At 69.3% G+C, this 17167-nt stretch carries 14 protein-coding genes; 9 read left to right on the forward strand and 5 right to left on the reverse strand.

Translation table 11 applies throughout. The annotated features are described in order from the left end of the window. Positions 1-36 precede the first annotated feature (36 nt). Together ACQP1O_RS10600 and ACQP1O_RS10605 are read right to left on the reverse strand one after the other, a co-directional pair. Complete coding sequence (locus ACQP1O_RS10600) at positions 37-1401, reverse strand: aspartate aminotransferase family protein (RefSeq protein WP_433565641.1); 1365 nt, start codon at positions 1399-1401, stop codon at positions 37-39. A gap of 12 nt (positions 1402-1413) precedes the next feature. Beyond that, positions 1414-2904, reverse strand: a complete 1491-nt coding sequence (locus ACQP1O_RS10605; RefSeq protein WP_433565642.1) for a CoA-acylating methylmalonate-semialdehyde dehydrogenase — start codon at positions 2902-2904, stop codon at positions 1414-1416. 104 nt (positions 2905-3008) lie between these two features. Between ACQP1O_RS10605 and ACQP1O_RS10610 the strand changes: the two genes are divergently transcribed. The 4 genes from ACQP1O_RS10610 to ACQP1O_RS10625 all read left to right on the forward strand — a co-directional run bounded on the left by ACQP1O_RS10610 (position 3009) and on the right by ACQP1O_RS10625 (position 9671). After that, on the forward strand, positions 3009-4610 hold the full coding sequence (locus ACQP1O_RS10610) for a PucR family transcriptional regulator (protein WP_433565643.1): 1602 nt from the start codon (positions 3009-3011) through the stop codon (positions 4608-4610). 266 nt (positions 4611-4876) lie between these two features. Next, positions 4877-7684, forward strand: coding sequence for a BTAD domain-containing putative transcriptional regulator (locus tag ACQP1O_RS10615; protein WP_433565644.1), 2808 nt, complete (start codon positions 4877-4879; stop codon positions 7682-7684). A gap of 80 nt (positions 7685-7764) precedes the next feature. Then, positions 7765-8979, forward strand: coding sequence for an FAD-dependent monooxygenase (locus ACQP1O_RS10620; protein WP_433565645.1), 1215 nt, complete (start codon positions 7765-7767; stop codon positions 8977-8979). Positions 8980-9098: 119 nt separating this feature from the next. Continuing rightward, positions 9099-9671 carry a methyltransferase family protein gene (locus ACQP1O_RS10625; protein ID WP_379386497.1) on the forward strand — a complete coding sequence of 191 codons (573 nt, stop codon included), beginning with the start codon at positions 9099-9101 and terminating at the stop codon, positions 9669-9671. Between the two features lie 2 nt (positions 9672-9673). Here the strand turns inward: ACQP1O_RS10625 and ACQP1O_RS10630 are convergent, their stop codons facing one another. Beyond that, positions 9674-10516: an SCO6745 family protein gene (locus ACQP1O_RS10630; protein ID WP_433565646.1), complete on the reverse strand. Its 843-nt coding sequence runs from the start codon at positions 10514-10516 to the stop codon at positions 9674-9676. A 247-nt stretch (positions 10517-10763) separates the two neighbouring features. On the opposite strand from ACQP1O_RS10630, the gene ACQP1O_RS10635 reads away from it, so the two are divergent. The 5 genes from ACQP1O_RS10635 (at position 10764) to ACQP1O_RS10655 (ending at position 15897) form a co-directional block, all read left to right on the forward strand. Next, positions 10764-12278, forward strand: coding sequence for an APC family permease (locus tag ACQP1O_RS10635; protein ID WP_433565647.1), 1515 nt, complete (start codon positions 10764-10766; stop codon positions 12276-12278). A 13-nt stretch (positions 12279-12291) separates the two neighbouring features. Next, positions 12292-13680: a purine-cytosine permease family protein gene (locus ACQP1O_RS10640; protein ID WP_433565648.1), complete on the forward strand. Its 1389-nt coding sequence runs from the start codon at positions 12292-12294 to the stop codon at positions 13678-13680. 5 nt (positions 13681-13685) lie between these two features. Next, on the forward strand, positions 13686-14135 hold the full coding sequence (locus ACQP1O_RS10645; protein WP_433565649.1) for a nucleoside deaminase: 450 nt from the start codon (positions 13686-13688) through the stop codon (positions 14133-14135). Next, positions 14132-15091 (forward strand): isopenicillin N synthase family dioxygenase, encoded by a 960-nt coding sequence (locus tag ACQP1O_RS10650; RefSeq protein ID WP_433565650.1) that lies wholly within the window; start codon positions 14132-14134, stop codon positions 15089-15091. The genes ACQP1O_RS10645 and ACQP1O_RS10650 overlap by 4 nt, the downstream gene beginning before the upstream one ends. A 128-nt stretch (positions 15092-15219) precedes the next feature. Continuing rightward, on the forward strand, positions 15220-15897 hold the full coding sequence (locus ACQP1O_RS10655) for an NADPH-dependent F420 reductase (protein WP_433565651.1): 678 nt from the start codon (positions 15220-15222) through the stop codon (positions 15895-15897). A 77-nt stretch (positions 15898-15974) separates the two neighbouring features. On the opposite strand, the gene ACQP1O_RS10660 is transcribed toward ACQP1O_RS10655, so the two are convergent. Then, on the reverse strand, positions 15975-16337 hold the full coding sequence (locus tag ACQP1O_RS10660) for a DUF4189 domain-containing protein (protein ID WP_433565652.1): 363 nt from the start codon (positions 16335-16337) through the stop codon (positions 15975-15977). A gap of 192 nt (positions 16338-16529) precedes the next feature. After that, positions 16530-17009, reverse strand: a complete 480-nt coding sequence (locus ACQP1O_RS10665; protein WP_433565653.1) for a nitroreductase family deazaflavin-dependent oxidoreductase — start codon at positions 17007-17009, stop codon at positions 16530-16532. Positions 17010-17167: the final 158 nt, after the last annotated feature.

The raw sequence follows: 17167 nt of genomic DNA on the forward strand, positions 1-17167 counted from the left end.
GCGCTCCTCGCGTTCTCGAAAGTCACCGTCTCCGGGTCACACGGTATGGGCGTCGGCCACCGTGAGCGCCTGGTCGAGGATGGCGAGTCCCTCCTTGGCCTCGGCCTCGCTGATGGTGCAGGGCGGGACCACGTGCAGGCGGTTGAAGTTCACGAACAGCAGCAGTCCGGCGGCCTTGGCGGCGGCGACCGTCTCGTTCATGGCCGGGCTGGTGCCGCCGTAGGGCGCCAGGGGTTCGCGGGTGGCGCGGTCGCGGACCAGTTCCACGGCCCAGAACACGCCGAGTCCGCGGACCTCGCCGACGCTCGGGTGCCGCTCGGCCAGTTCCCGCAGGCCCGGGCCGATGACGCGCTCGCCCATGTCGGCGGCGTTCTCGACGATGCCCTCCTCGCGCATGGCGGTGATGGTCGCGACGGCCGCGGCCGTGGCCAGCGGATGCCCGGAGTAGGTGAGCCCGCCCGGATAGGCGCGGTCGTCGAAGGTGGCCGCGATGTGCGGTGCGATGGCGACACCGCCCAGCGGCACGTAGCCGGAGTTGACGCCCTTGGCGAAGGTGAGCAGGTCCGGCGCCACGTCGAAATGGTCGATGGCGAACCATTCTCCGGTGCGGCCGAAGCCCGCCATCACCTCGTCGGCGATGAACACGATGCCGTACTTGTCGCACAGTTCTCGCACGCCGGCCAGGTATCCCGGGGGCGGCACCATGATTCCGGCCGTGCCCGGCACCGATTCCAGGATGACGGCCGCGATGGTGCTCGGCCCCTCGAACGCGATGGTCTGCTCGAGGTGCTGCAACGCCCGTTCGGTCTCCTCGGCCTCGGTCGTGGCGTGGAACTGCGAGCGGTACAGGAACGGTCCGAAGAAGTGCACGACCCCCGCATTGCCGTGGTCGTTCGGCCAGCGCCGCGGGTCACCGGTCAGATTGACCGCGGTCTCGGTGCCGCCGTGATAGGACCGGTAGCGCGCGAGCACCTTGTACCGCCCGGTGTGCAGCCGGGCCATGCGCACCGCGTGCTCGACCGCGTCCGCGCCGCCATTGGTGAAGAAGATCCGGTTCAACTCACCGGGGGTGCGTTCGGCGATGAGCCGCGCCGCCTCCGAGCGGGCGTCGTTCACGTACGCCGGGCCGATGGTGCACAGCGTGGCCGCCTGCTCCTGGATGGCGGCCACCACCTTCGGATGCTGGTGTCCGATATTGGTGTTCACCATCTGCGAGGAGAAGTCGAGCAGCCGGTTGCCGTCGCCGTCCCACACGTAGCAGCCCTGGGCGGCGGTGATCACCATGGGATCCAGTGACTTCTGTGCGGACCAGGAGTGGAAGACGTGCTCGCGGTCCAATTCGTAGGCGCGGGCGGCTTTTTCGCGGGCCGCCTCCGGGGTCAGCCCATTGGGCAGGGTCATCGCGGACTCCGTTCAGTGGTTCTGGGGGAAGCCGAGGTTCAGGCCGCCGTGGCTGGGATCGAGCCAGCGGGTGGTGACGGCCTTGGTGCGGGTGAAGAAGTGCACGCCGTCGGTGCCGTGCGCATGCGAATCGCCGAACAGGGAGTTCTTCCAGCCTCCGAAACTGTAGTAGGCCATGGGGACCGGAATGGGGACGTTGATGCCGACCATGCCGACCTCGACCTCGTTGTGGAAGCGCCGGGCCGCGCCGCCGTCATTGGTGAACAGGGCGGTGCCGTTGCCGTAGGGGTTGGCGTTGATGAGGGCCAGCGCCTCGTCGTAGCTGTCCACGCGGACCACCGACAGCACCGGGCCGAAGATCTCGTCGGTGTAGACGCTCATGTCGGTGGTGACGTGGTCGAGAATGGTGGGGCCCAGCCAGAATCCGTCGGCAGCGCCGTCGGCGGCCACCACGCGGCCGTCGAGAACCACAGTGGCGCCGGAGGATTCGCCCGCCGCGATGTAGGCGGCCACCTTGTCGCGGTGCGTCTCGGTCACCAGCGGGCCCATATCGGTGCCGCGGGTGCCGTCGCCGGTGCGAATGGTCTTGGCACGCTTGGTGATCCGCGCCACCAGATCGTCGGCGATGTCGCCCACCGCCACCAGCGCGCTGATGGCCATGCAGCGTTCACCGGCCGAGCCGAAGCCCGCGTTCACGGCGGCGTCGGCGGCCAGGTCCAGGTCCGCGTCGGGCAGCACCACCATGTGGTTCTTGGCCCCGCCGAGCGCCTGCACGCGTTTGCCGGCGGCGGTGCCGTGCTCGTAGACGTACTTGGCGATCGGGGTGGAGCCGACGAACGACACCGCCTTGATGGCGGGGTTCGCCAGCAGTTCGTCCACCGCCACCTTGTCGCCCTGGACCACATTGAAGACCCCGTCGGGCAGCCCGGCCTCGCGCCACAGCTCGGCCAGCCACAGCGAGGGCGAGGGGTCCTTCTCGCTCGGCTTGAGCACCACGGTGTTGCCGGCCGCGATGGCGACGGGGAAGAACCACATGGGCACCATGGCCGGGAAATTGAACGGCGAGATGATGGCCACCGGGCCCAGTGCCTGCCGCACGGAGAAGATGTCGACCTTGGTGGAGGCGTTCTCGGTGTAGCCGCCCTTGAGTAGATGCGGTATGCCGCAGGCGAATTCGACGACCTCGAGCCCGCGGGTGACCTCGCCCAGCGCGTCGGCGAGCACCTTGCCGTGTTCGCTGGTGATGAGGGCGGCCAGCTCCTCCTTGCGCTCGTTGAGCAGTTCGCGGAAGCGGAACAGCACCTGGGTGCGCTTGGCCAGTGAGGCGTCGCGCCAGGCGGGGAACGCGGCCGCGGCGGATTCGATCACGGTGCGAACGTCGGCCGCGGAGGCCAGGGTGACCTGCCCGGTCACCACGCCGGTCGCGGGGTTGGTGACCGGTGCGGTCGCTGTGCTGGAACCGGTGAAGGACTTGCCGTCGAGCCAGTGTGCGATGGTCTGCATATCTCCTCGATTCCGTGAGTGTCCGTCCCTACTCTGCGCCATTACCCGCCGGTTGATTCCCGACGTTGTGTATCCATTTTCCAACTTCGTATTACGATTCGTCGGTGCTCCTCTCCGTTGCTGATGTGCTGGCCATGCCGGTCGTGCGGGCCGGGCAGCCGCAGGTCGTGGGCGGCGGTCCGCTGGATCGGCCGGTGCGGTGGGTGCACGTGAGCGAACTGCTGGACGTGGCGAAACTTCTGGTGGGACGGGAATTGATTCTCACCACCGGACAGGCGCTGGCCGGTAGCGACGCGGCCACCGTGGCCTACCTGGAATCGCTGGCCGCGGCCGGGGTGTCCGGGCTGGTCATCGAATTGGGCACCTACGTGCGGGAATTGTCGCCGGTGGTGGCCGAGACCGCCGACCGGGTGGGGTTGCCGATCGTGGCGCTGCACCGGGTGGTGCGGTTCGTGGAGGTCACCGAGGCGGTGCACCGGGTCATCGTGGCCGACCAGTACGCGGAGCTGGAATTCGCGCGCACGGTGCACGAGACGTTCACGGCGCTGAGTGTGCGGCGGGCGTCGCTGGCCGAGATCGTGAAGACGGCTGCCGGGATGCTGGACGCCTCGGTCGTGCTCGAGGACCTGGCGCATCGCGTGCTGGCCCTGACCGCGCGCCACACGGGCACCTCGGCCCTGCTCGAGCACTGGGAGGCCACCTCCCGGCTGCTGCCCGACACCGATCCGAATGTGGTTCCGGTGGGCCCGCATACACAGCGCTGGGGCCGGCTCATCCTGCGTTCCAGCCGGGTGCCCACCACCCGCGCGCGTATGGTGCTCGAACGCGCCGCGCAGACGCTGACCCTGCACCGGATGATCGAGCGCGACCGTTTCGGGCTGCACCGGCAGGCCCAGACCGGGCTCATCGACGATATGGTCAACGGCCGCCTCACCGACGAGCGTGACGCCGTGGCCCTGGCGGCGGCGCTCGGGCTGGCCCGCCGCGCTCGCTATGTCCCGCTCGCGGTGGAGGTCGCGGCGGCGGCCGAAGCGGATCCGGTGGCGCAGCAACGCCGTACGGCCGCACTGCTGGACGCGGCGCTGCACGGGGTGGCGCTGGCCAAGGCCACCGCGCTGGCCGCGCCCGACCACGGCAATCGGGTCACCATCGTGCTGGCTGTCTCCCGGAGCGGCGACCTGGACAGCGCGCTCACCGCGATCTGCTCGGCCATGCTCGCCGAGATCCGCCGCGTGGCGGGTGTGGAGCGCGCGGTCATCGGCGCCGGCGGTGAATCGGACTCCCTCCTCGACACCGCGCGCGAGCTGGCCCAGGCCGCGCACGTCGCCGAAGTCGCTCTCTCCCTGGACCCGTCGGTCCCGCGCCCCTTCTATCGCAGCGGCGACGTCCGGCTGCGCGGCCTGCTGTCGCTGATCCGCGACGAGCCGGGCGTCCAGCGCTTCGCCGAGACCGAGCTGAGCGCCCTGCTCCGGCACGACATCCGCAATGCCACCGACCTCGCCCGCACCCTGCGCCAATTCCTCGACCTGGCGGGCAACAAGACCGAACTCGCCAAGCGCCTCAATATCAGCCGGCCCACCCTCTACGATCGCCTGTCCCGCATCGAACGCATCCTCGACGTCGATCTCGACAACGGCGAGACCCGCACCTCCCTCCACGCCGCCCTGCTCATCCGGGACCTGGTCGCTGCTCCCGAATCCCGCTGACCGCAGCTCGCACGGGATCTCCGACGTGTATTCCGGGTGCGGGCCGAGCCCGAGAAGCACTGTGCGCCAGCACATTCTCAAATGCGGCGATCCGGATCGCCACACCGGATCGCCGCCCCTCATCCAGGTATGCCGTCGCCCGGGCTTCGAGCTGGCGATGCTTCCGGCGGCGGTCGGTGGAGTCCGGACCGAGCGCACCGGAATGACCGGGAGTGGCACAGGTCCGCGCGTTGGGAGCCAGGCTTGGCCAAGGGCATACTGGCCGCGTGGAGTTCGGGATCTTGGGTCCGATCGAGGCGCGGCGGGCCGATGGGGGCCCGTTTCCGATCGGGGGTCCGCAGGTGCGGGCATTGCTGGCGGTGTTGGCGTTGGATGCCGGGCGGGTGGTCGGGCGGGAGCGGCTGATCGACGACCTGTACGGGTCGGAGCCACCGGGGGAGGTGGGACATGCGTTGCAGTCGCAGGTGTCGCGGCTGCGGCGGGCGCTGCGCACCGGTGTCGGGGACGGCGAGTTCGTCGAGTCGGCCGGGGCTGGTTATCGATTGGCGGTCGACCCGGAATCGGTGGATGCGCTCCGATTCGCGCGGCTTGCCGAGCAGGGGCGGAAAGCCCTGCGGGACAGGGATTCCGGCGCGGCGATGACGCTGCTCGACGAGGCGCTCGGATTGTGGCGTGGTCCGGCGCTGGCCGATGTGCGGGACGCGCCCTTCGCCGAGAGTCAGGGCGCGCGGCTGGACGAGGCGCGGCTGGCCGCCGAGGAGGATCGGGCCGAGGCGGCGCTGGCGGTGGGGGATCCGCAGGCGGTGGTGGCGACACTGTCGGAATTGGTTGCGGCACATCCCCTCCGGGAGCGGGCGCGCGCTCTGCTCATGCGTGCCCTGTACGCGGCGGGCCGACAGGCCGAGGCGCTGGAATCCTTCGAAGCGGGACGGCGGCTGCTCGCCGACGAGCTCGGGGCCGATCCCTCGGCCGAGCTCATGGACGCCCACCTGGCGATCCTGCGCGCGGATGAGGTTGCGGCCGTGTCGAATCGGCGGCTGCCCACCCCGCTCACCAGTTTCGTCGGCCGGGAGGACGAACTCGCGCGGCTGGTGCCACTGGTCGCCCAGACCCGCCTCGTCACCCTGATCGGCCCCGGCGGCACCGGGAAGACGCGCCTGGCGCTGGCGGCGGGCAACCGGGTTCGCGGCGACGTCTGTTTCGTCGAACTGGCGCCGCTGGTGGACGGTGTGCAGGCGGCCCAGGCGATCGCGAGCGCCCTGGGCTGTCGCGACCTGTCGGCGCATGCGGCCCCCGGACCACGCGATTTCGAGTCGCAGCTGGTCGCCGTGCTCACCGATCGTCCGCTGCTGCTCATCCTCGACAATTGCGAGCACGTCGTCCTCGATATCGCCCGCCTCGCGCACCGCCTGCTGGTCGCGTGCCCGGGCCTGCGCATTCTCGCCACCAGCCGCGAGGCGCTGCGGGTCACGGGCGAAACGCTGTTCCCCGTCCCCCAATTGCCCATGGCCCCACCGGATTCGGCGCTCGCCGACCAGCTGGCCGCCCCGGCCGTGCGCCTGTTCGCCGACCGGGCCGCCGCGGTCCGTCCCGGCTTCCTCCCGGATGCGGGCAGCATCGCCCTGGTCGCCCGCATCTGCCGCCGCCTCGACGGCCTCCCGCTCGCCATCGAGCTCGCGGCCGCCCGCCTGCGCAGCCTCGATCTCCCCGAGATCGACGCCCGCCTCACCGACCGCTTCCGCCTGCTGGCCCGCGGCGACCGCACCGCCGAACCCCGCCACCAAACCCTGCAGGCCGTAGTGGCCTGGAGCTGGGAACTCCTCGACCACGCCGAACAGCAACTGGCCCAGCGCTTCTCGGTCTTCACGGGCGGCGCGACCGCGGAACAGGCCCGCCGGGTGTGCGACATCGACGATATCGACGACCTCCTCGCCGACCTCACCGACAAATCCCTCCTGGACATCGCCGCCGGCCGCTACCGCATGCTCGAAACCATCCGCGAATTCGCCCGCGCCCGCGCCATCGAATCCGGCGAGCACGAGAAAACCCAACGGGCCCACGCCGAATACTTCGCCGACACAGCCGAGACCACAGACCCCCTGCTCCGCACCGCCACCCAACTACAGCACCTGGCCCGCCTCGCCACCGACCACGACAACCTCCAGTCCGCCCTGCACTGGTCCACCACCGCCGACCCCGCCCTCGCCGCCCGCCTCATCGCCGCCCAAGCCTGGTACTGGTGGCTCACCGGCCACTCCGGCGACGGCCCCGCCCTGGCCAACCGACTGCTCTCCGAACTGTCCCGGCCCGAGTCGCCGATTGCCGTGGACGCCGAGCAATACGCGGTGGCGGTGGCGGTGGCGGCGCGCGGGCGGGATGATCTCGCGACCGAGGTCGAGCGGGCGGCGGCGAGGGTTGCGGCACAGGAGCATCCGATGCGGCAGCCGCATCTGATCTTTCTGCTCGCGCTCGCCGGCGGGATGCTGCCCGGGGAGCCGGCGGAGTTGCGCCGGCTGTTCGGGGCGGATGACTGGTCGCAGGCGTTTCTGCGGCTGGGGGACGGGATGGGGTTGTTCATGTCCGGGCGGATCGACGAGTCCGAGCCGGAGTTCGCGGCGGCGCTGGCGGGGTTCCGGCGGATCGGGGACCGGTGGGCGATCGCGGCCGCATTGGACAAGCTGGCGGCGGTGGCCGAGCGGCGCGGCGATCGGGCCGGCTCGCTGGCTCTGATCGATGAGGCGATCGCGGTGAACACCGAATTGGGTTGGGCCGCGGACACTGCCGACCTCTTGACCCGTCGCGGCGACATCCATCTGGGCGGGGTGGCGGAGCGGGATGCCGAAGCGGCCCGCGCGGATTATCAACGGGCAGTCGAGCTGTCGCGGACCCACGGCGCGATCGACATGTACGCCGGTGCACTTCGCGGCCTGGGGGATATCGCTCGTGCCGAGGACCCGGCCGCAGCGCGGAACCTCTACCGGGCGGTGCTGGAGATCCCGGCAGGTGGCTCGATCGCCGTCACCGAGGCGCACGAGCGGGCGCGGGAGGGTCTCGCACTGTTGGCCGACGCCTGAAATCGCAGGTCAGGGTGTTGGTGAGGGCCGGTGAGCCGACGGTGAGGGGTTGGTGAGCGCCCCGGCCGAAGCTTTGTGACATGACCAGCACACAGCAGTTCGCGAACAAGACCGTCCTCATCTCCGGCGCCAGCGTCGCCGGCCCGGCCCTCGCCTTCTGGCTGAAGAAGTACGGCTTCACCGTCACCGTCGTGGAGCAGGCCCCGGCCCTGCGCGAGGGCGGGTACAAGGTCGATATCCGCGGCGTGGCAATGGAAGTCGTGGAGCGGATGGGGCTCACCGACGAGATCCGCAAGGCCTCCACCGATATGCGCGGCGGTGCGTGGGTGGACGCGACCGGCAAGGCGATCGCCACCCTCGGACCCGACCTGATCGGCATGCGTTCGCCCGGCGACGACGAGGTGCTGCGCGGCGACCTGGCGCGAATCCTGTTCGACGCCGGCAAGAGCGGCGTCGACTACCGGTTCGGCGACGCCATCACCGAGCTGATCGAGCACGCCGACGGCGTCGAGGTGCACTTCCGTCACGCCGCTCCCCAGGTGTTCGACCTGGTGATCGGCGCGGACGGCATGCATTCCACGGTGCGCCGCAGCGTCTTCGGCGCGGAGGAGCAGTTCGCCCGCCACACCGGCATGGCCGCCTGCGTCATCTCGGTGCCGAACCACCTGGACCTCGATCACTGGGAGCTCATCCACGCCGCGCCCGGCAAGGTCGTGCAGGTGTACAGCACGCAGCGCTCGGCGGCCAAGGCGCAGTTCATCTTTCCCGCCCCCGAGCAGCTGCCCGACCGCCGCGACACCGCCGCACAGCAGCGGCTGGTGGCCGATGTCTTCGCCGGCAGCGGCTGGGAGACCTCGACCCTGCTCGACGCCATGCCGGACTCGCCGGACTTCTATTTCGACACGGTGAGCCAGATCCACCTGGAGCGCTGGTCCTCGGGCCGCGTCGCACTGGTCGGCGACGCCGCCTACTGCCCGTCTCCGTTGTCCGGCCAGGGCACCAGCATGGCCCTGGTCGGGGCGTACGTGCTGGCCGGTGAGCTGCGTGCCGCCGCCGGCGACCACCGCGTCGCCTTCGCGGCCTACCAGGAGCGCATGCGCGAGTACGTCGACGAGAATCTGACCCTCGGCTGGAACAACGCCACCCAGATGGTCGCCGCCGACGCCCGCGCCCTGCGCATGCAGATGACCATGATGCGCATGCTGCGCTGGATGCCGTGGAAGGGCATGGCCATGCGCCCGATCATGAAGCCGATCGAGAAGGCCGCCAATGCCATTCGACTCGAGCGGTACTGATGGGGACGCGGTGTCGGCATCGAGTCTGATCCGGGACGGTCAGGGTTCATTCTCCGGGTGGATCCCTGATGCGGGCCGATCCCGTTTGATGGTTATCTCGAACCGGAAGGGAGTCCGACGTGACCATCGCCGTGTACACCACCTGGGCGTGGATGGCATTCGAGATCGCGCTGCGGGTGCGGGATCGCATGCGCGGCACCGGCTCCACCGCCGGAGACGGCCACACCAGGCTCCTCATCTTCGTGCTGGTGGCCGCTGCCATGACGGTCGCCAGCTTCGCCGGCATCCTGCTCCCCGCCGACAGCCCGCTGCGTTTTCCCGGCCCGGTCCTGCCGTGGCAGATCCTCGGCGTCGCCCTCATGTGGCTGGGCCTGGTCGTGCGTGCCTGGGCGATCGCGGTGCTGGGCAAGCACTTTCGCACCACCGTCGAGGTGGACCGAGACCAGCCGGTCATCAGCACCGGCCCCTACCGGTGGATCCGGCACCCCTCCTACACCGGCATCCTGCTGCTGACGTTGGGCTTCGGCCTGGCCGCCGGTAACTACGTGTCCCTGCTGCTCACCACCGTGGTCCCGGTCTACGCGTTCCTGCGCCGGATCACGCTCGAGGAGAAGACGCTGGTGGCGACCCTGGGCGCGCCCTACGAGACCTATCGGCACACGACCAAGCGCCTGGTCCCCGGCGTCTGGTGACCTCAGACGGGATCCGCGCCCATCGGGTTCGGGTAGGGGACCTCGCCGCTGCGGACCACGGCGCGGGCGGCGGGGGTGAGGGCGGACAGCATGTCGAGGATGCCCGGGACGCCGCGGTAGGCGGTCATGGCCAGGGCGTCGGTGCGGGCCTCGAGGTGCGCGCGCAGGGCGCGCCCGGCCTCGGTGATGCCGTCGGCGTTGAGCAGGCCGCGGTCGGTGAGCCGCTCTCGCGCTGCCTTCCAATCGGTTTCGCTCCAGCCGCGATTGTCGCGCCACAGCTGCGCGGGGGTGCCGGTGGACGCCGAGAACAGCACGTGCGCCTCGCAGCCGTCGATGCCCTCGCTCAGCAGGCACGCCACATGGCCGTCGCCGCGGTGTTCGCGCAGCGCCGTGACCGCCTGCCAGAGGGCGTGGACGGAGTCGTCCGGGGTGGGCAGGTCGCGATTGGCGGCGAAGAGCGGGCGGCCCGCCGCCGGCGCGGTGGCGATGGCCTGCTGCAGGCGCGGGACGGCGCGGGTGGCGATGGCGGCGATATCGGGCACGACGGTGCGCAGGACCGCGGCCGCGGCGATGGTGCGGGTGGCGATGATCGCGTCCGGTGCGGCGAATCCCCAGGCGTCCGGAATGGCCCGCCGGACCATGGCCGGATGGAAGTTGTAGAAGGTCGCCTCCACGACCGACGGTCCGACCGCGCCGAGCGGGGCGGAGCGCGACGCGAAGTAGCCCATCCAGAAGCCGCGCAGGCCAACAGCTTTGTTGGCGGCGATGCAGTCGGCGGCGAAATAGGTGACGGCGTGCAGAGGCTCCAGCACGCGCCACACCTCGCGGGCGAGGTCGTTGTCCATGCACCCACCCTAGTGGCTGAATTTAGCGAACTGAAGCTAGATTGTGACGCGACCCGCTGCGGTGCGAATCAAAATGGCTGTGCGCCATACGATCCGTAAAGCGCTGGGCCGTGTTTCCGGCTGACTGTAAGAATAGTGACCTGAGTCACTCCTTTGGTTTCTGCCGGTAACTCCGTTTCATATCGAGGCAACATTCCAGCCCGAACATTCCTCGCAGGTCAGTCGACCAAGATTGAGGAGCTTCACCATGGAATCGAGTGCACCAACCGTACTTTCAGGGGGATCGGACACATCCGCAACGGGGGTGTCGCGGCTCAAACCCAATGTGGTCGGTCTGCTCGGCGTGGTGTTCATGGCCGTCGCGACGGCCGCGCCCATCACCGCCATGACCGGCAATGTGCCGTTCATGATGTCGGCCGGCAGTGGAATCGGCACGCCCGCGGCGTTTTTGATCGCCATGGTGGTGCTGGCCATCTTCACCGTCGGCTACACCACTATGGCCGAGCACATCACCACCACCGGCGCGTTCTACGGATTCATCTCCTACGGCCTGGGCCGCACCGCGGGCCTGTCGGCCGGGTTGCTGGCCACCTTCGCCTACATGGTGTTCGAGCCGTCGCTGATCGGCATCTTCTCCAGTTTCGCGCACAACACCGTCTCCGATCAGGTGGGCGTGAACATTCCGTGGTGGGTGTTCGCCATCCTGATGCTGGCGATCAACGGCCTGGGTACCTGGTTCGGCGTCGCCGTGGCCGAGCGGCTGCTCATCGTGCTGCTGGTCACCGAGGTGACCGTGCTGACGGTCATGGGCCTGTCGGTACTGCTGCACGGCGGCGGCCCGGACGGGTTGTCGCTGGCCCCGATCAATCCGGTCAACGCCTTCCACGGCGCGTCCGCGGGCCTGGGACTGTTCTTCGCTTTCTGGTCGTGGGTCGGGTTCGAATCCACCGCCATATACGGTGAGGAATCCAAGGATCCGAAGCGAATCATCCCGCGCGCCACCATGATCGCCGTTCTCGGTGTCGGCGTGTTCTACCTGTTCATCTCCTGGATGACGATCTCCGGCAACGGGCAGGGCAAGGCCATGGAACTGGCCGCCTCCGACAATCCGATGAATCTCTTCTTCGCGCCCACCGAACGCTATGTCGGGCACTGGGCCGTGGACACCATGCAGTGGCTCATGGTCACCGGTTCGCTGGCCTGCGGCATGGCCTTCCACAACTGCGCCTCCCGCTACCTCTACGCGCTCGGCCGCGAGGACGTGATTCCGGCGTTGAAGCGGACGATCGGAAAGACCCACCCGCAGAACGGATCCCCGTACATCGCAGGTCTGGTGCAGACCGTCTTCTCGGCCGTGCTGGTGCTGGCCTTCGGCCTCGCGGGCAAGGACCCCTACGCGAGCCTCTACACACTGATGGCGGTGCTCGGCACCATGGCGATCCTGATCGTGCAGGCCGTGTGCTCCTTCGCGGTCATCGCCTACTTCCGCAACCACCACCCCGAAACCCGGCACTGGTTCCGCACTCTGGTGGCCCCGCTGGTGGGCGGCGTGGCCATGATCGGAGTGGTGCTGCTGCTGGTCCTCAATATGGACACCGCCGCCGGAAGCGAGGCCGGATCGCTGATTCTGAAGGCGACGCCGTACCTGGTGGCCGCGGTGGCCATCGCCGGTATCGGCTACGCCCTGTACCTGAAGCGCACCGATCCCGGCCGGTACGCGCTGCTGGGCCGGACCGTGCTGGAAGAATCCCACGAGCGCTGAGAGGCCGAAAGCCATGACCGACACCGAGATTCGTCCCGCCTACGGCGACCGCGTGATGGCCGTCGAGCCCGGCGGCGACGACTACATCCCCGAGGATGCCCGGCACGGTACGCCGCGAAAACTGTTCTGGACGTGGATGTCTCCGAACATGGAGTTCGCCACCGTCTTCGTGGGCGTGCTCGCCGTCACCGCGTACGGCATGAACTTCTGGCAGGCGAGCCTGGGCATCGCTGTGGGTACCGGGCTGGGCGCGGCCGCCCACTACCTGCTGTCGGCGCGCGGGCCCCTGCACGGCGTCCCGCAAATGGTGCTGGGGCGAACGGCCTTCGGCTATCGCGGCAACACCCTGCCCGCCGCGTTCATGTCGGTCATGTGCGGGGTCGGCTGGTTCGCCACCAACTCCGTGAGCGGCGCGTTCGCGCTGAATTCCCTGACCGGCATGCCGAAGCCGACCGCGCTGCTGGTGATCGTGGTGGTGCAGACCGCCTTCGCGTTCTTCGGCCACAACCTGGTGCAGGCGGTGGAACGCATCGCCTTCCCGCTGCTGGCCATCGTATTCGCCATCGTCACCGTGGTGATCTTCAGCAAAGCCTCGCTGGGCGCGCCCGCACCGGCCGGGGGCGTGGGCGGCATGGGCGGATTCCTGCTCACCGTCGGCACCGCCTTCGGTTACGGCGCGGGCTGGAATCCCTACGCGGCGGACTACTCCCGCTATCTGCCCGCGACGGTGTCACGGGCCGCGACCGGTGCGTACGCCTCGGCGGGCCTGTTCATTTCCTGTGTCTGGCTGGAGATGGTCGGCGCGGCCTCGGCGACCGTGGCGAGCACCGCGCAGGGCAGCCCCACCGATGTGTTCACCGCCAACCTGCCCAAGCTGCTGGCGGACCTGACCCTGCTGGCCATCGCGGTGGGTGCGGTGGCAGCCAATGCGCTCAATGTCTACTCGGGCGCAATGGCTTTCGTGACCATGGGCTTCACGTTCTCGGTGCGCACGCAGCGGGCGCTGGTGTCGGCGGCCTTCGGCGTGATCGGGTTCCTGGTCGCCTGGTGGGCGCTGCCGGACGCGGCTGCCAGCTACGAGGGCTTCCTGCTCATCGTCGCGTACTGGATCGGACCGTGGCTGGGTGTGGTGTTCGCCGACGAGTACCTGCGTCGCGGTCAGCGCATCGATCATCTGCTCTACGACCGCGACCACCGCAACTGGGCCGGCGTGGCGGCGTTCCTGGCCGGGCTGGTGGTGTCGGTGCTGCTGTTCTCCAATCAGGAGAAGTTCGTCGGCTTCGTCGCCAAGTCGGTGCCGCAGCTGGGCGACATCACCTTCTTCGTCGGCTTCGTGCTCTCCGGCGCTGCCTATCTGATCGTCAACCGGTCCCGGATCCCACGCGCCGCGGTGGCAGCATGATCGGCATGATCAACGCACAGGATCTGCTGGTCACCGCCTACGAAGAGGCGCAACTCGGGCTACGGGAAGGTGGGATTCCCATCGGGGCGGCCCTGTTCGACAGCGCCGGCAACCTGCTCGGCCGCGGCCACAACCGCCGCGTCCAGAACGACGACCCCAGCGTGCACGCCGAGACCGACGCCTTCCGCAATGCCGGCCGCCGCCGCGACTACCGCGACACCATCATGGTCACCACCCTGTCCCCGTGCTGGTACTGCAGCGGCCTGGTCCGCCAGTTCGGCATCGGCGCGGTCATCGTGGGGGAGTCGCGCACCTTCACCGGCGGCCACGACTGGCTTGCCGCACACGGGGTTTCCATCACCGTGCTCGACGACCAGGCCTGCGTGGACATGATGACCCGCTTCATCGCGGAACGGCCCGAACTCTGGAACGAGGACATAGGAGTAGCGGAATGACCCCTATCGCGACCGTCGACCTGGACCGCTGGCACGAAGGCGGCGAGGCCGCGGCCACGGTGCTGCGCGAGGTGGATGCGGGCATGCAGCGCGCCGGATTCCTCCTGGTGCGCGGACACGGTGTGCCGCACGGGCTTCCGGCCGACCTGCGGGCGGCCGCCCGGCGCTTCTTCGCGCTCCCGCCCGAGGTGAAACAGCGGTACGCGGTCTCCGTCGGCGGGCGTGGCTGGATCGGTCCGGGCCTCGAGGCCAACGGCTACGCCGAGGGCACCGAGACCCCGCCCGATCTCAAGGAGACCTTCGCGATCGGCGCGGACACCCGTACCGGCGACGCCCTGATCGACACCGTGTGGTTCCTCGACAACGTCTGGCCCGAGGAGGTGGGCGAACTGCGCGAGCTGTTCCTCGCCTACACCGCGGCCATGCGCACCCTCTCCGATGAACTGCTCGCCCTCTTCGCCGCCGCACTCGACCTGCCGCACAACCCCTTCGAGGGTCTGGCGAGCCGCCCGACCTGGACCTACAATATCAACCGTTACCCGCCGCTGGCCGAGCTCGGCCCGCCCGAACCCGGCCAGTTCCGGATCGGTCCGCACACCGACTTCGGCACCGTCACCGTCCTCGACCGCGAACCCGGTGCGGGCGGATTGCAGGTCTACACCGAGGACGGCGGCTGGGCGGACGCGCCCTACGACCCGTCCGCCCTGACCGTGAACATCGGTGACCTGCTGGCCTATTGGAGCGGTCAGCGCTGGCCCGCGGGCCGCCACCGCGTCCTCCCGCCCCAGGCATCCGCACCCGACGAGGACCTGGTGTCGCTCATCTACTTCTACGAACTCGACCACGATGCCCGGGTGACACCCCTCGAGCCGCCCATCGGCCGGGTCTCCGGCCTGGCGCCGGTCGTCTCCGCCGAGTTCCTGCGCACCCGCCTCGACGCCATCACCCTCGGTTGAGACCACCCGGCGAGCTCCCACGGCCGTCGCGTGCCGGCGGCCGTGGGTGCGACCTGGACCCGCCCACGCGATGACCGTCGGCGGAACTCGCGGGAACATTGCCCGCAGCGACCGCGTTACCAGCGGGCATGACGACGCTCGGATTGATCGGAAGCGGAAATATCGGCGGCACCCTGGCCCGGCTGGCCGTGGCCGCAGGGATCGATGTGGTGCTGAGCAATTCACGAGGGCCGGAGAGCCTGACTGAGCTGGTGGCCGAACTGGGGGAGCGGGCCCGTGCCGCGACCCCGGTCGAGGCGGCCGCCGCGGGAGACATCGTGGTGGTGACGGTACCGCTGAAGGCGTATCAGCAGGTACCGGCCGATCCGCTGGTCGGCAAGGTGGTCATCGATACCAACAACTATTACCCAGGCCGTGACGGCGAATTCGCCGATCTGGACGCGGGTGTGGCCACCAGTTCCGAACTGCTGCAACGGCATCTGCCGCGCTCACGGGTCGTGAAGGCGTTCAACAACATCCTGTTCAAGCATCTGGCCGTGCTGGCCCGCCCCGCCGGTGCGGCCGATCGCACCGCGCTGCCCATCGCCGGTGACGATACCGCGGCGAAAGCCGCTGCGGCGGAACTGATCAGCAGGATCGGCTACGACACCGTCGACATCGGCTCGCTCGCCGACAGCTGGCGCACGCAACCCGACACCCCGGTCTACGGCACGCCCTACGCCGTCGCCGCGCCGTTCTGGGAGAACGAGGCGGCCCCGGCCGATGCGGAGACGGTGCGCAAGGCGGTCGAAGCCGCCGAACGCTGAAGCCCCCGGAAGGGGCTCCAGCGCAAGGACTCCGGGGCCGGCCGACCATGTCAGGGCGGTCGTCCGGCCCCGGTGGTTCAGTCGTTGCAGATGGCCGTGCGCACCAGGTAGGAGTCGGAGTACCACTTGGCGGAGTTCTCGGCGTCGGCCGGCGTCGCGCCGTAGCCGCCGGTGTACTTGTTCATCGAATCCGAGAAGGCCACCGCGCCACAGCCGGTGAAGGTGGTGACGGTAGAGCAGCTCGCCTTGGCGCACTTGTCGACGGCGGCCTGGCTCGCCGAGCCCTCGGTGTCGTAGTTCCAGGACCAGCCCAGGTCGCCGTAGTCGGACACCGCGATCGCGCCCCAGGAGCCGGAGGCGGCCTGTGCCGGGGCCGCGGGCAGCACCGCGGCGGCGGTGGCGAAGGCGAGGCCGGACAGGGCGAACAGAGTCTTGCGCATGTTGTTCCTTGTGTTGATCGAACCGGCGCGCGCATCCCGTGGGTCGGGTGCGCGCGCCACTGTCGAATCAAGATCGGCGATCCTCGAAAGCGCGTTAACCGGCAAGTGATTGGGACACAGCATGTCCGGGGTCACGTCGCATTCGGTCGCGGACTGCGGGCTCACCGAGGATCAGTGAGGTCCGATGCTTCGTCACGCCGACACGATTTCGAAAACCGGATGGGTGCAGGCGTTGTCGAGGAATTGCTGCGGTGACGAGTCCACATCCACATCCAGGTAGGGCAGGACGAAGAACCGCCGATACAGCGCCACAATGGATTTGGGAACGTGTGGCGGCCCCGCCACCAGCGCTGCGTGGAACACCTCGGCCGCTTGATCGGTGGGCAACTCGACGGCCCTCACAGACTCGAGGTGCCGGCCCTGGCGCAGAGACGCCTTCCCCTGCGCCGCACGCAGGTTACGCACCCAGTTCACCGTTCCATAGGACGCGACAAGATATCGCCGGCCGTCTTGTTCGAACACCGCCAGCGGCGTCTGGATGGCGCGGCCGGTGCGCCGTCCGGGCACAGTGAGGACACGGAAGGTCCACATCGGCAACCCGGCGCGTATCACGGTGCGCGTCCACGCGTTGGATGCCCTGACACCCCACCCCGCTCGATACGGCTTGGCCATGATTCCGAGGGTTCACCTGTCCGCGGGTGAAGGCAAGGGCCCGAGAGCAGCCTCGACGAAGTCGGATCGGCCAGACGGGTCGGTCGTCGAGGGCAGCGTCGACGAAACGACTGGACCCCCATCCGGACACCGGATGAGGGCTCACCAGAGTCTCTACC

This window comes from Nocardia sp. CA-151230 (assembly GCF_050942175.1).
Classification (GTDB): domain Bacteria; phylum Actinomycetota; class Actinomycetes; order Mycobacteriales; family Mycobacteriaceae; genus Nocardia.

Coding starts and splice junctions, on each gene's coding strand:
- ACQP1O_RS10660 (WP_433565652.1), bottom strand. CDS start 16,337: ATGCGCAAGACTCTGTTCGCCCTGTCCGGCCTCGCCTTCGCCACCGCC.
- ACQP1O_RS10605 (WP_433565642.1), bottom strand. CDS start 2,904: ATGCAGACCATCGCACACTGGCTCGACGGCAAGTCCTTCACCGGTTCC.
- ACQP1O_RS10650 (WP_433565650.1), top strand. CDS start 14,132: ATGACCCCTATCGCGACCGTCGACCTGGACCGCTGGCACGAAGGCGGC.
- ACQP1O_RS10620 (WP_433565645.1), top strand. CDS start 7,765: ATGACCAGCACACAGCAGTTCGCGAACAAGACCGTCCTCATCTCCGGC.
- ACQP1O_RS10630 (WP_433565646.1), bottom strand. CDS start 10,516: ATGGACAACGACCTCGCCCGCGAGGTGTGGCGCGTGCTGGAGCCTCTG.
- ACQP1O_RS10655 (WP_433565651.1), top strand. CDS start 15,220: ATGACGACGCTCGGATTGATCGGAAGCGGAAATATCGGCGGCACCCTG.
- ACQP1O_RS10600 (WP_433565641.1), bottom strand. CDS start 1,401: ATGACCCTGCCCAATGGGCTGACCCCGGAGGCGGCCCGCGAAAAAGCC.
- ACQP1O_RS10640 (WP_433565648.1), top strand. CDS start 12,292: ATGACCGACACCGAGATTCGTCCCGCCTACGGCGACCGCGTGATGGCC.
- ACQP1O_RS10665 (WP_433565653.1), bottom strand. CDS start 17,009: ATGGCCAAGCCGTATCGAGCGGGGTGGGGTGTCAGGGCATCCAACGCG.
- ACQP1O_RS10645 (WP_433565649.1), top strand. CDS start 13,686: ATGATCAACGCACAGGATCTGCTGGTCACCGCCTACGAAGAGGCGCAA.
- ACQP1O_RS10635 (WP_433565647.1), top strand. CDS start 10,764: ATGGAATCGAGTGCACCAACCGTACTTTCAGGGGGATCGGACACATCC.